Genomic DNA, 13,102 nt, shown 5'->3' with positions numbered 1-13,102 from the left:
GCCGGCTACGCGCCGGCGCCGGCGATGCCGGTGCGCGCCATCGCCACCCAGTCGCCGGCGATCACGCCGCGCGAGCTGCGGCTGCTGGGCGCGGCGGCCGGCATCTCGGTGCTGAGCGCCCTGCTGGTGCTGGGCGGCCAGGCCGCCTTCTTCAAGCCGCTGCCGCCGCCGGCGCCGGTGATCGAGCAAGCCAGGGCGCTGACGCCGGAACAGACCGCCGCGCTGGCCAGCGCGGACAAACTCAACAAGGCCATCCAGAAGCTGGACCCGAAACTCCGCGCGCAGCTGCAAGCTGAGCTGCAGAAGTGAGCGGCGCCGGCGGCATGGCCTTCCCCATCGCCCGCCGCTTGCTATGGGCCGGCATGCTAATGGCGGGCCTGCCTGCGGCCGCCATCCCCCCCGACCGCACGCTGTCGCAACTGGAGCACCGCTCCTGGACCGCCAAGGACGGCGTGCCGCCATCGATCATCACGATGGACCAGACCGACGACGGCTATCTGTGGCTGGGCACCGGCGCCGGCCTGTTCCAGTTCGACGGCGTGCGCTTCCAGCCCTTCCAGCCGAGCACGGGAAAGATCTCGACCAGCGCCGTCTACTTCATCAAGGCGCAGCCGGGCGGCGGCCTGTGGATAGGCTGGCGCCAGGGCGGCATCAGCTTCGTCAAGGATGGCGCGGTGGTCAACTACGGCGCCGACGACGGGCTGAGCCTGGCCAGCTGGTGGGCCTTCGCCTTCGACCGCCAAGGCCAGGTGTTTGCCGCCGGCCTGGACGGCGTGATGCGCTTCGACGGCCGGCGCTGGCACAAGCTGGGGCCGGCGCAGGGCTTCACGGCGGACAAGGCGTCCGTCATGTTTGTCGACAAGGACGGCACGCTGGCCGTCTTCACCGACCACGGCTTGTTCCGCCTGCCGCCGGGCGCCGCCAGCTTCAAGCCGCCACTCGGGCATCTGGGCAGCATCGAGCCGCCGCAAGTCGGCCCCGACGGCCGCATCTACTTCATGGAGGCGCGCGGCCTGCGCATCATCGACAGCCTGGAAACGTATGACCAGGCCGACGGGCCATGGCTGTTCCGGGCCAGGCCGGAAGCATCCCACCGCATGCTGGTCGACCGTTCCGGCAGCGTGTGGCTGGAGACGGCGACCTGCGGCGTCTGCCGCTTCGATCCGCGCCGGCCGGACAAGATGGAAAGCTTCAGCGTCAAGAACGGCCTGAGCTCGAATCTGGTCGCCACTTTTCTCGAGGACCGCGAGGGCAATGTCTGGGTCGCCACCGCCAAGGGGCTGGAGCGCTTCCGCCAGGTCGACGTCAATCTGGTGACGCCGGCCTTGCCGGACGCGGAGGTGAGAGAAGGCAGGCTGCTGGCCGGCCCGGCCAATGCGATGATGCTGACCACCGTGGCGCAGGTCGGCAGCTGGCTGGAAGTCACGCCGGACGGCGCAGTGCACAACAGCGCCTGGCTGAAGCAGCACGGGATAGGCCAGATGCAGGCGATACTGCGCGGGCGCGATCAATCGCTGTGGCTGGCGGAGCGCGCCCGCCTGCGCCGGGTCATGCCGGACGGCGCGGTGCAGGCCATCGAATATCCCGAGGACATGGGGCCGGTCCATCTGGTCCATGCGCTGGCGCATGGCGAGGACGATACCTTGTGGATGTCGGTGGTGAACGCCGGCGTGCACCGGCTGCGCGGCGGGCGCTGGGACCGCGAAACGCTGCTGCCGGGCGAAGGCACGCGCTCGGCCATGTCGATGCTGGCCGACTCGGCCGGCAGGATGTGGTTCGGCTAAAGCCGGAACACGGTGGTCATGCTGGACAAGGGCAAGGCGGTGACGGTGCCCATCGAGCAGGACGGACAACTGAAGGGCACGTCGGTGCTGTACGAAGCGCTCGGACAGATCTGGGCCGGCGGCGAGGCCGGGCTGGCGCGCTATCACGACGGACGCTTCGTCAAGGTGAACCTGGCGCTGCCCGACATCCGCAGCATTTCCGCCCTCCTGGCCGACAGCAGCGGCAATATGTGGCTCAATTCATCGGCGGGCACGGTGCGGCTGGACGGTCGCTCGCTGGCCAACGCCATCGCCCACCCCGGGCAGCCGGTGCAAGGCCGGCTGTTCGACGCCACGGACGGCCGGCTGGGCATCACCGACCTGCTGGGTGCGCAATCGCTGGCGCAAGCCGGCGACGGCAAGATATGGCTGACCACGCACGACGGCGTCGCCTGGATCGATCCGCTGCATCTGCTCAAGGCGCCGGCGCCGCCGCCGGTCATCATGCAGTCGCTGAGCGCGCTGGGCCAGACGTACCGGCGGCCCGCGCAACTGGCCTTGCCCGCCGGCGCCGGCAATGTGCAGATCGACTACAGCAGCGCGCTGCTCGGCACGCCGCAGCGCATGCGCTTCAAGTATCTGCTGGAAGGCTACGACCAGGCATGGCAGGACGCGGGCGAACGCCGCCAGGCTTTCTACACGGGCTTGCCGCCGGGCGAGTACCGCTTCCGCGCGGTCGCGGAAAACGGCGCCGGCAACTGGGGGCCGGAAGGCCCGGGCCTGCGCTTCAGCGTCGCCGCGAGTTTTTACCAGACCTGGTGGTTCAAATGCCTGCTGGCCCTGAGCGGAATGGCGCTGGCCTGGCTGTTGCACCGGCTGCGGTTGAAACGCATGGAACTGCGCATCAAGGCGCAGATGGAAGTGCGGCACGCGGAGCGTGAGCGCATCGCCCGCACGCTGCACGACACGATCCTGCAAAGCGCGCAGGCGCTGATCCTGCGCTTCGACCGCATCAAGCGCGCCCTGCCCGCCGCCGACCCGGCGCTGTGCCAGATCGACGCCGCGCTCGATGCCGCGCAGGAGGTGGTCGACGAGGGACGCGAACGGGTGCTGGAATTGCGCGGGCGCGATGGGCATCCGGGCGCGCTCGGCGACTACCTGTACGAGTTCGGGCAGGCGATGGCGCAGCAGCATGGCATTTGTTTTTCGCTGAGCACGCAGGGCGAGGCGCGCGAACTGCTGGCGGCGGTCAAGACCGAAGTGCTGGCCATCGGCAAGGAAGCCCTGTTCAACGCGGTGCGGCACTCGGGCAGCGCCGAGGTCAAGATCGAGCTGGTGTATGCATCCGCGCAGTTCTCGATGACGGTGCGGGACTACGGCAAGGGGTTGGATGCGAGCGTGCAGTCGTCAGGAAAACGGCCGGGACACTGGGGGCTGAGCGGCATGCGCGAACGCGCGCAGCAGGTCGGCGGGCAGCTGCGGATCGACAGCCGGCAGGACGTCGGCACCACCGTCGTGTTCTCCATCATCTCCAGGCTGGCTTTCGGCTAGCACCGCCGTCGAGTACGGCGCCAGCTCCCGCCAGCCCAAACTGAGATACAGCGCGCGGCCTTCGGCGGTCGCCACCAGCAGGCGATCGGCGTCGCCGGCCAAGACGTCCAGCGCAGACATCAATGCGCTGGCCCATCCTTTGCGCCGATGCGCCGGCGCCGTTTCGATGCGGTCGAAGATCGCGGTTCCCCGATGCAGCACCACGCCGCCCGTTGCCACCGCCTGGCCGCCGGCGTCGACGATGCGGATGATGTGCGCGCCGTGTTCGATCGCCGATGTCAGCGCATAGCCGGCTGGCAGCGGCGCGGCCTGCGCCATCGGCGTGGCGCGGGACATCAGGTAGCGCGGACGTTCGATGGTCCAGCGCGGCGGCAGCACGTGGCGCAGGGTCTCGACGTCGACGGCAGCCTTCAGGAACACGCGATGTTGCAGGGTCTGCGCCGCGCACGCTTGCAGTGCAGCGCCGGCATCGACAAACACATGGCGGCGCAATTGCTCCGGCCAGCCGACCTCGACGACCAGTCCGCCTCCTGCGCGCTGCGGCAGCGGCAAGCCGCGCGCCAGGCTCCAGCCGGACAGCCAACGTTCAAGTAAATCCAGATTCAGATGCATGGTGGCTGGTGCTGCCTATGGTTGACGGAACGACGCGGCGCGCAGCAACGCCAGCGCCTGCTGCACGCGCTGGCCGAAGACGGCGGGCATGGCGCGCTCGCCGGATTCCTGGCCGCCGATCAGGCACAGGTGCGCCATGCGGCCCACCAGCTCCGCATCGACCGAGCCATCGGTGCGCGCGCGGCAGGCCGAGATGGCGAACGACAGCCGGGTTTGGTCGACGCGCTGCTGGTACCCGGCCACGAGGGGATCGATGCGCGACCAGGCACGGATCGCGGTTTCCCGCTGCGGCCGCTTTTCCGCAGCGATGCTCAGGTAGCGCTGCAGCACATCCTCCAGGCTGCCGCCGGCGGCCGCGTGGGCCAGCATCCGCCCGGCATAGTCGGCCTCCCAGGCCGCCAGCAGCGCATGGACGAACTCGTCGCGGCTGCGGAAGTGGTGGTAGAACGATCCGCGCGTCACATTCAGGCGCCGCGCCAATTGCTCGGCGGAGACGCCTTGATAGCCCTGCTGGTCCAGGGCGTCGAAGCCGGCTGCAATCCAATGGTCACGCGTCAACACCAAGGCCCACCTCGAAAACATACAGACTGTGTATGGTAGCACCGCCCTCGCTAGACTGCATCCATCCCCTACGCATGGAGCCGGTATGAAAAAGATAGCCCTGATCGCCTTTGACCACTTCACCGATATCGACCTGTTTTTGATGTGGGATATTCTCGGACGCAAGCAACATGATTGGCAGGTCCGCATCCTCGGCAAGCAGGCCACGCTGCGTTCGGCGCACGGCTTGCAGGTCGGCGTGCACGGCGCGCTGGACGAAGCGAACCAGGCCGACGTGGTGCTGTTCTCCAGCGGCAAGGAAGGCGTGCCGGCGGCCCTGGCGGACCGCGACTTCATGGCGGCCTTCCAGCTGGACCCCGAACGGCAATTGATCGGCTCCATCTGCGGCGGCGCCTTCATCCTCGGGCAATTGGGCCTGCTGCCCGGACGCCGGGCCGCCACCCACCCCGACGCCCGCGCGGCCTTGCGCGCGACCGGCGTGGAAGCGGACGACAGGCCGTTCATGAGCGTCGGCAATGTGGCGACGGCGGGCGGTTGCCTGTCCGCGCTCTACCTGGTCGGCTGGGCGGTCGAGCGGCTGTACGGCATGGAGAAAAGCCTGGAGACGCTGCGGCCGGTGCTGCCGGCCGGCCAGTACGAATGCTACGAGCAATTGATAGTCTCCAGCATCCGCCAGGGCGGCGAGCCCCCTTCGGTAGCGTGCGGACGTTGATACTCGGGCGATTTTATGCCATGCTGGGAGATTGTAAATACATCAACTTTCCATCAAGGCAGCCATCTCCATGAATACGCTCGTTCGCAAGTTCCTGCTGGCCGCGCTGGCGCTGGCGGCAGTCCAGGCCGCCCATGCGCAGATGGCGGGTTATGGCATGCAGTACGACAACGTCACCGTCTGGCCGGTGCCGGACTTGCGGGTGCCGGTGCATGCGTCCGGCGGCGCCGCCGCAGCGCCGGTGCGCGCCAGCGCCCAGCCCGCGCCGAAGGCCAATGCGCGCATCCTGGCGCAATCCTTCCCGCCCAAGAAGCAGTTTGAAATGCAGCAGGCCTATCTGCAAAGCATGGACGTGTATCTGCAAATCGAGAAGAAGATGGGCTGGACCTCGCGCGACATGGCGGGCGGACTGGCGGCCTTCCTGGTCGGCAACTACATGGTGCTGAACGACGCCGACGTCTCCGACGAAGCCTTCCAGGCGGTGGCGAAGCAGCTGCGCCGCGAGCCGGGCATGCAGGCGCTGGTCGGCAAGCAGGACGCCATCACGCTGCGCGACACCTTCGAACAAAGCGCCATGGTCGGCACCTTCATGGCGCTGGCCTACAAGTCCGGACAGCGGACGCCGCAACCGCCGGCCGTGCAGCAAAACCTGCGCAACGCCGCGCGCGAAAACCTCAAGCTGGTGCTGCGCACCGATCCCGCCACCGTGCAGATCGACAACGGCGGCATGCACCTGCGCTAGTCCAGCCCCGCCAGCAGATGCCGCCACAGCCGCTGGGCGACCGGTCCATGGGCGGCATCGCGGCGGCGCGCGATGACCAGCTCCAGTTCGCTTTCGCGGAAATGGTCGCCGGCCAGCGACAGCAGCCTTCCCTGCGCCAGATCCTCGTCCACCAGATAAGCCGGCATGTGGCCCCAGCCCATGCCCTGCAAAATCACTTCGCGCTTCATGAACTGGTCGGCCACGGTGCAGCGCCGCGCGCCGTCCACCACGAAGTAGTCGCGCGGCGGGCCGTTGCGCGCGCTGTCGCGGATCACGCATTGCACGTAGGGCCGCATCATCTCCGGCGTGATGCCGGCGTGCAGCGGAAAATCCAGGAAGCCCGGCGCCACCACCGGCACCAGCCGCACGCGCTGCCACGGCCGCGCATCGAAGCGCAGGTCGGCCTGGTCGAGGTGGTGGAAGATCAGGTCGGCCTCGCCGCTGTGCAGCCGCTCCCACGGGCCGGACAGCGCTTCGAAATGCAGGTCGAGGCGGGTCGCCGGGCACTGGGCAAAGAATTGCCGCAGCAGGCGCAACGTGGCCGGCAGCGGGCACAGGTCGCCGATCACCACGGACAGCTAGAGCTCCTCCCCCATCGCCGCCTGGCTGGCCTGGGTGGCCAGCTGCCGGGCGCCGTCGAGCAGTTGCCGCGCCTGCCCGACGAAAGCCTGGCCGGCGGCGGACACGGTCACGCGATAGCCGCTGCGGTCCAGCAGCGCCAGCCCCAGTTGACGCTCCAGGCTGGCCACGGCGGCAAACACGCTGGGATGCGAACGGTGCAGCTGCGCCGCGGCCTTTTGAAAGCTGCCCAGTTCGGCCACCGCCAGGAAACAGGCCAGCTCATGCAGGGTAAAACCGACAGAGTTCATAAATCCTACAGAGATAGACTGAATTACTGAATTTTATCCGACTATGTTCTTCCCTACAGTGAAGCCTCGATCATTTTCAGGAGAACATCATGCGTGCCATACACATCGCCGGCTTCGGCGGCCCGGAACAGCTGCAAGCGATAGAACTGCCCACCCCGGTCGCGGCGGCCGGCCAGGTGCTGATCCGCGTCAAGGCGTTCGGCCTCAACCGCGCGGAGAGCTATATGCGGCAAGGGCTGTGGGGCGACGCCGTCAAGGTGCCGGGCATCGAATGCGTCGGCGTAGTCGCCAGCGCGCCGGGCTCGGCGTTGCGCGAGGGCGAACGGGTCGCCGCCATCATGGGCGGCATGGGCCGCAGCATCAACGGCAGCTACGCCGAGTATGTGTGCGTGCCGGCCGCCAACGTGGTGCCGCTGCGCAGCGCCCTGCCCTGGGCCGAGCTGGCCGCCATTCCGGAATCGTATGCAACCGCCTGGGCCTGCCTGCACGACGGCCTGGCGCTGCAAGCCGGGCAAACCCTGCTGATACGCGGCGCCAGCTCGGCGCTGGGCCAGGCCGCCAGCAATATCGCCGCCCACCTGGGCGCGCAGGTGATCGCCGCCAGCCGCCGGCCGGCCGAGCTGGCCGACGTGCTCAAGCAAAACGGTGCGCGCCACATCGTCGCCGAGCAACCCAGCCTGGGCGGCGCTGTGCGGGAGATCGCGCCCGGCGGCGTGGACGCGGTGCTGGACCTGGTCGGCAACACCACCCTGCTCGACTCGCTGACGCTGGCGGCACGCCCGGGCCGCGTGTGCCAGGCCGGCTTCCTCGGCGGGCTGGGGCCGCTGGAGCATTTCCTGCCGCTGCAACATCTGCCGCCGCGCGTCCAGCTGAGCTTTTTCGGCAGCTTCGCCTTCGGCACGCCCGGCTTCGAGCTGGACCGGGTGCCGCTGCAAACCATCGTCGAGCGGGTCGGGCAAGGCCGGTACCGCGCGCGGCCGGCGCGTGTGTTCGCCTTCGACGACATCGCCGCAGCCCACGCCTGGCTCGACGCCGAGACCGGCATGGGCAAGGCGGTGGTGCACATCGGCCACTAGGCGGCCGCGGCGGTTTTCTGCTAACATGTGAACACCTATTCATTTGTTAGCATCATGAGCTGCCACCACGACTATTCCGACTGCGATCCCGCGATTGCCCAGCTGGCCGACCTGTTCCATCTGCTGGGCGATCCCACGCGCCTGCGCATCGTGCTGGCCTGCGTGGCGGCGCCGATCGCCGTCAGCGACATCGCCGCCTCGCTGGAGCTGAGCAGTTCGCTGGTCAGCCACCACTTGCGTTTGCTGCGCGCGGCGCGCATTGTCAAGTCTGAGCGCCAGGGCAAACAAGTGTTCTATTCCGCCGCCGACGCCCACATCAGCGGCGTACTCAACGATATGCTCGAACATATCGCCGAACCTTCCAACGGGAACGAAGCATGAGCAAGCACCACGACCACCACGATCACGACCATAGCCATGAGCATGGCCAGGATTGCGGCCACTCCCACGCCCCGGCCAAGGCCAAGGCGCACAGCCACGACCACCACGGGCACGACCATAGCCACGGCCACCATCACCACCATGGCGATCCCAACACCATGGGCCGCGCCTTCGCCATCGCCATCGTGCTCAACACCGTGTTTGTCGCGGTGGAATTCTTCTACGGCTTCCTGGCCAACTCCACCGCGCTGATGGCCGATGCCGGCCACAACCTGTCCGACGTGCTGGGCCTGATGCTGGCCTGGGGCGCGGCGATCCTGGCCAAGCGCCTGCCGAACGGCCGCTATACCTACGGCCTGCGCAGCACGTCGATGCTGGCGGCGCTGTTCAATTCCATGCTGCTGATGGCGGCCTGCGGCGGCATCGCCTGGGAAGCGGTGCAGCAACTGGCGCACCCCGATCCGGTGGCCGGCCTGACCGTCTCGGTGGTGGCCGGCGTCGGCATCCTGATCAACGGTTTCTCGGCCTGGCTGTTCATGTCCGGCAGCAAGGACGACATCAACATCCGCGGCGCCTACCTGCACATGGCGGCCGACGCCGCCATCTCGCTGGGCGTGCTGGTGGCCGGCGTGATCGTCAAGTACTCGGGCTGGAACTGGCTCGATCCGCTGGTCAGCATGATCATCGTCGCCTTCATCGTCTACAGCACCTGGTCGCTGCTGAAGCAGTCGATGCGCATGATGCTGGCGGCCGTGCCGGACAATCTGGACCACGCCGAAGTCGAGCAATTCCTGCGCAGCCAACCGGGCGTGACCGAAGTGCACGACCTGCACATCTGGGCCATGAGCACCACCGAGAACGCGCTGACGGCGCACCTGGTGACGCCGGCCGGCCATCCGGGCGACGCCGCGCTGGACGCCATCAGCGCCAAGCTGAAGCAAGACTATTCCATCGACCACGCCACGCTGCAGGTGCGCCTCGGCACCACCGCGCACGAGTGCAGCCTGCAGGAGCAGCCGCACTGAAGCCGCACCACGCTGCCTAGTTGTCCACCAGGTTGGCGTACAGCGCCGTGCTCAGGTAGCGTTCGCCAAAGGACGGGATGATCGTCACGATGATCTTGTCCGCATTCTCAGGCCGCCGCGCCACCTGCAGCGCCGCCCACAAGGCGGCGCCGGAGGATATCCCCACCAGCAATCCCTCCTGGCTGGCCGCCAGCCGCGCGGTCGCGAAGGCGTCCTCGTTCTTGACGCCGATGATCTCGTCGTACACCCTGGTATTGAGCACGGCCGGCACGAAGCCCGCGCCTATGCCCTGGATCGGGTGCGGCCCCTTGGTGCCCTTGGCCAGCATGGGCGAAGCCTCCGGCTCCACCGCGATGCAGCGGAACTCCGGCTTGCGCGCCTTGATCACTTCGCCGACGCCGGTGATGGTGCCGCCCGTGCCCACGCCGGCCACCAGGATGTCGGCGCGGCCGTCGGTGTCGGCCCAGATTTCCTCGGCCGTGGTGCGGCGGTGCACATCGGGATTGGCGGGGTTGTTGAACTGTTGCGGCATCAGGTAGCGCGGATCGCTGTCGGCCAGTTGCTCGGCCTTGCGGATCGCGCCCAGCATGCCCTCGCTGCCGGGTGTCAGCACCAGCTCGGCGCCGTAGGCGCGCAGCAGCATGCGGCGCTCGCGGCTCATGGTGTCCGGCATGACCAGCATGCAGCGGTAGCCGCGCGCGGCGCACACCATCGCCAGCGCGATGCCGGTATTGCCGCTGGTCGGTTCGAGGATAACGGTGTCGGGACGGATCTGGCCGGCCGCTTCGGCCGCTTCGATCATCGACAGGCCGATGCGGTCTTTGACGCTATGGGCGGGATTGCAGTACTCCAGCTTGACCAGCACCTGCGCGGTGCTGCCCTTGGCCAGCCGGTTCAGGCGCACCAGCGGGGTGCGGCCTATCAGTTCGGTGACGTCGTTGGCAATCTTCATGGAAAACCTCCGAAGTGGGACGGAGGTTCCAGTCTACGCCTGTTCAGGTGCTTATTTCACATCCATCAGTTCGACATCGAAGATCAGCGCGGAATTCGGCGGGATGCCGCTGCCCGGCGTCGGACGCGAACCGTATGCCAGTTCCGACGGGATGATCAGCGTGCGCTTGCCGCCCACCTTCATGCCCTGGATACCCTGGTCCCAACCCTTGATGACGCGGCCGGCGCCCAGCACGAAGTCCAGCGGCTCGCCGCGTGGAATCGACGAGTCGAACAGCTTGCCGTGCATGCCCTTGGCCAGCGGGCGGTACAACCAGCCCGAGTAGTGCATGTAGACGGTGGAACCGGTGGTCGCTTCCTTGCCGGTGCCGATCTTGGTGTCGGTGACGATCAGCTGTTCTGCGGCAGGGCCGGGCGTGGCCGAGCCGACCACCATCGGCGGTGGCGGCGGCACGTCGGCCGGCGCCACAGGTGCGGCCGGAGCGGCCGGGGTCGGGGTCGGAGTCTGGGCCTGGGCCACGGAGGCCGCCAGCGCGCACAGCATGGCTACTACTACGGAACTACGCATCATGGTTTTATTCTTTCGATGAAGTCTGTGGATAGCACGGTCCCCGTGCCAGCGCGCACCATGATAGCAAAACCGCATCCGCAACTGGATAAAATCTACGGTGTGCCGGCCGGCGCTACCGGCGGTTGCACGCTGTCGGCCAGCTGGCGCAGCACCTGGCCGGCGGCCACCATGCCGAAGGTGGCCGTGACCACCATGGCCGAGCCGAAGCCGGCGCAGTTCAGGCCCGTCACGCCGGCGGCGGGCTGGCCGCCTTCCAGCGCGCACACTTCCTGCGTTTCCGGGAACTTCAGGCGCTCCATCGAGAACACGGCGTCGACATGGAACTTGGTCTTCTCGCCGCGCGGATAGCCGTACTGGGTGCGCAACACCTTGCGCACTTTCTTCAGCAGCGGTTCCTGCTCGGTGCGGGCCAGGTCGCGCACGGCGATCTGGGTCGGGTCGGTCTGGCCGCCGGCGCTGCCGATGATGATCATCGGCATGCTGTGCTGGCGGCACCAGGCGATCATCGCGGCCTTGTCCTTGACGCTGTCGATGGCGTCGACCACGAAGTCGTACCGGCCGGCGCCCAGCATCTGCTCCAGGTTGTCCGGCGTGACGAAGTCCTCGATCTGCCTGACCACGCAGAAGGGATTGATGTCGGCGATGCGCGCGGCCAGCGCGCTGATCTTGGCCTGGCCGACGGTGCTGCCCAGGGCCTGGATCTGGCGGTTGATATTGGACTCGGCAACGTTGTCCAGATCAATCAGGGTCAACTGGCCGATGGCGCTGCGGGCCAGCGCCTCGACGATCCACGAGCCGACGCCGCCGGTGCCGACCACGCAGACGTGGGCGGTGCGGAAGCGCGCCAGCGCGGCGTCGCCATACAGGCGGGCGATGCCGCCGAAGCGGCGCTCGAAGTCGATATCGTCGAATTGGGTAGGTGCGATGGAGTTCATGCCGACATTTTAACGGACGCCGCCGCAAAAATTATTTTAGAATGACTTTCTCACCTTGCCCGAGCGCCTATCCATGAGCCTTTCCTTGCACGACACCGCCCCCGACTTCAGCCAGCCGATAGCAGTCTTGAAACATTGCCACGACAAGATACGCAAGCAGCTGGAGACGCTGCACAAGCTGCTGGCCCACCTGCCCAAGCACGGCGCCGACGCCGAGGCGCAGAAGGCCGCGCAGGCGGTGCAGAAATATTTCAACAACGCGGCCCATCTGCACCACGAAGACGAGGAGCAAAACCTGGTGCCGATGCTGCAGGCCACGGCCCGCGACGCCGACGCCGCGCTGCTGGCCGAACTGGTGCCCGGCATCCTGGCCGACCACCAGCAAATGGATCAGGACTGGCATATAATTAATTCGCAACTTGATCAAATAGCCAACGGGCAAGGGACCGCCCTGTCGGCCGAGCAGGTGCAGCGTTTCTGCGACGCCTACGCCGCCCACATGGTCATCGAAGAAAGCAATATCGCCCCCATGGCCAAGCGCCTGTTCAGCCCCGAGCAGATGGCGCAGCTGGGCAGCGCGATGCAGGTCAGGCGCGGCATCGCGCCCTCCCTGCCCCAGAGCCAGGTGCCGGAGCAGCAGCAAGTGGCGGTCGCCAACACGGTGGCCGACGGCGTGGTGCTGGCCGATCTGCGCCTCGACTACGGCCGCGCCAGTTTGACGGAAGACGATGTGCTGGACGATCCGATCGCCCAGTTCGGCAAGTGGTTTGAAGAGGCCATGCGCGCCAAGGTCAACGAACCGAACGCGATGAGCGTGGCCACGGTGGATGCGGCAGGCAAACCGAGTTCGCGCATCGTGCTGATCAAGCAGTACGACGACCGCGGCTTCACCTGGTACACCAACTACGAGAGCCAGAAAGGCCGGCAACTGGGCGACAACCCGCACGCCGCGCTGCTATTCTTTTGGAGCGAGTTGGAACGCCAGGTGCGCATCGAAGGCAAGGTGGTCAAGACGTCCGCCGAGGAAAGCGACAAGTATTTTTACAGCCGGCCGGTGAAGAGCCAGATCGCCGCGATCGCCTCGCAGCAAAGCGCGCGCATCGCCAGCCGGGAGCAGATGGAAGCCAATTACGATGCGGCCGCCGCCGTCGGCGGCGAGCATCCGCTGCGGCCGGAATACTGGGGCGGCTATCGCCTCGATCCGGTGCGCATCGAGTTCTGGCAGGGACGCCGCTCGCGCTTCCATGACCGGATCGTGTATGTGAAACAGGCAGATGGAAGCTGGGTGAAGGAGCGCCTGCAGCCGTAAGCGGACCGCCCCCTCGCAGCACA

14 protein-coding genes and 2 pseudogenes are annotated in these 13,102 nt (G+C 67.4%); 9 read left to right on the top strand and 7 right to left on the bottom strand.

All coding sequences use genetic code 11. The features are described from left to right. From DUGA2_RS19005 to DUGA2_RS18995, 3 genes and pseudogenes are all read left to right on the top strand, one after another. Positions 1-309: pseudogene (locus DUGA2_RS19005) on the top strand (hypothetical protein); the annotation flags it as partial. Next, positions 306-1,784: a two-component regulator propeller domain-containing protein gene (locus tag DUGA2_RS19000; protein ID WP_070271058.1), complete on the top strand. Its 1,479-nt coding sequence runs from the start codon at positions 306-308 to the stop codon at positions 1,782-1,784. The pseudogene DUGA2_RS19005 and the gene DUGA2_RS19000, both read left to right, overlap by 4 nt. A gap of 18 nt (positions 1,785-1,802) precedes the next feature. Continuing rightward, positions 1,803-3,314 carry a triple tyrosine motif-containing protein gene (locus DUGA2_RS18995; protein ID WP_070271056.1) on the top strand — a complete coding sequence of 504 codons (1,512 nt, stop codon included), beginning with the start codon at positions 1,803-1,805 and terminating at the stop codon, positions 3,312-3,314. A gap of 36 nt (positions 3,315-3,350) precedes the next feature. Here the strand turns inward: DUGA2_RS18995 and DUGA2_RS35025 are convergent. Next, a pseudogene (locus DUGA2_RS35025) lies at positions 3,351-3,632 on the bottom strand (GNAT family N-acetyltransferase); the annotation flags it as partial. 309 nt (positions 3,633-3,941) lie between these two features. Continuing rightward, positions 3,942-4,487: a TetR/AcrR family transcriptional regulator gene (locus DUGA2_RS18985; RefSeq protein WP_229214721.1), complete on the bottom strand. Its 546-nt coding sequence runs from the start codon at positions 4,485-4,487 to the stop codon at positions 3,942-3,944. Between the two features lie 85 nt (positions 4,488-4,572). On the opposite strand from DUGA2_RS18985, the gene DUGA2_RS18980 reads away from it, so the two are divergent. Beyond that, positions 4,573-5,199: a DJ-1/PfpI family protein gene (locus tag DUGA2_RS18980; protein WP_070271045.1), complete on the top strand. Its 627-nt coding sequence runs from the start codon at positions 4,573-4,575 to the stop codon at positions 5,197-5,199. Positions 5,200-5,269: 70 nt separating this feature from the next. Continuing rightward, positions 5,270-5,941: a DUF6683 family protein gene (locus DUGA2_RS18975; RefSeq protein WP_070271041.1), complete on the top strand. Its 672-nt coding sequence runs from the start codon at positions 5,270-5,272 to the stop codon at positions 5,939-5,941. Here DUGA2_RS18975 and DUGA2_RS18970 read toward each other — a convergent pair. Together DUGA2_RS18970 and DUGA2_RS34910 are read right to left on the bottom strand one after the other, a co-directional pair. After that, positions 5,938-6,534, bottom strand: a complete 597-nt coding sequence (locus DUGA2_RS18970; protein WP_307170716.1) for a LysR substrate-binding domain-containing protein — start codon at positions 6,532-6,534, stop codon at positions 5,938-5,940. The two genes, DUGA2_RS18975 and DUGA2_RS18970, sit on opposite strands and share 4 nt — an antisense overlap. A gap of 6 nt (positions 6,535-6,540) precedes the next feature. Further along, a complete protein-coding gene (locus tag DUGA2_RS34910; RefSeq protein ID WP_307170714.1) occupies positions 6,541-6,831 on the bottom strand; it encodes a LysR family transcriptional regulator in 291 nt (96 codons plus the stop codon). Positions 6,832-6,920: 89 nt separating this feature from the next. Between DUGA2_RS34910 and DUGA2_RS18965 the strand changes: the two genes are divergently transcribed. The 3 genes from DUGA2_RS18965 to DUGA2_RS18955 are packed head-to-tail and all read left to right on the top strand — an operon-like array spanning position 6,921 to position 9,313. Further along, positions 6,921-7,907, top strand: a complete 987-nt coding sequence (locus tag DUGA2_RS18965) for a zinc-binding dehydrogenase (RefSeq protein ID WP_070271038.1) — start codon at positions 6,921-6,923, stop codon at positions 7,905-7,907. A gap of 54 nt (positions 7,908-7,961) precedes the next feature. After that, complete coding sequence (locus tag DUGA2_RS18960) at positions 7,962-8,288, top strand: helix-turn-helix transcriptional regulator (protein WP_070271035.1); 327 nt, start codon at positions 7,962-7,964, stop codon at positions 8,286-8,288. After that, on the top strand, positions 8,285-9,313 hold the full coding sequence (locus DUGA2_RS18955) for a cation diffusion facilitator family transporter (protein ID WP_070271034.1): 1,029 nt from the start codon (positions 8,285-8,287) through the stop codon (positions 9,311-9,313). The genes DUGA2_RS18960 and DUGA2_RS18955 overlap by 4 nt, the downstream gene beginning before the upstream one ends. A gap of 16 nt (positions 9,314-9,329) precedes the next feature. Here the strand turns inward: DUGA2_RS18955 and cysK are convergent, their stop codons facing one another. From cysK to DUGA2_RS18940, 3 genes are all read right to left on the bottom strand, one after another. Then, positions 9,330-10,265, bottom strand: coding sequence for a cysteine synthase A (cysK, locus tag DUGA2_RS18950; RefSeq protein WP_070271033.1), 936 nt, complete (start codon positions 10,263-10,265; stop codon positions 9,330-9,332). Between the two features lie 51 nt (positions 10,266-10,316). Next, a complete protein-coding gene (locus tag DUGA2_RS18945; protein WP_070271032.1) occupies positions 10,317-10,808 on the bottom strand; it encodes an FKBP-type peptidyl-prolyl cis-trans isomerase in 492 nt (163 codons plus the stop codon). 119 nt (positions 10,809-10,927) lie between these two features. Beyond that, entirely contained in the window at positions 10,928-11,770 is an 843-nt protein-coding gene (locus DUGA2_RS18940; RefSeq protein ID WP_070271031.1) for a ThiF family adenylyltransferase, read from the bottom strand. 73 nt (positions 11,771-11,843) lie between these two features. Between DUGA2_RS18940 and pdxH the strand changes: the two genes are divergently transcribed. Next, positions 11,844-13,079, top strand: a complete 1,236-nt coding sequence (pdxH, locus tag DUGA2_RS32810; protein WP_071658948.1) for a pyridoxamine 5'-phosphate oxidase — start codon at positions 11,844-11,846, stop codon at positions 13,077-13,079. The last annotated feature ends 23 nt before the right edge of the window (positions 13,080-13,102 follow it).

The sequence above is a fragment of the Duganella sp. HH101 genome, assembly GCF_001758795.1.
Taxonomy (GTDB): Bacteria; Pseudomonadota; Gammaproteobacteria; order Burkholderiales; family Burkholderiaceae_D; genus Rugamonas; species Rugamonas rivuli.
Note: the sequence above shows the minus strand (reverse complement) of the source record. Positions and strands in the feature narration are given on the sequence as shown.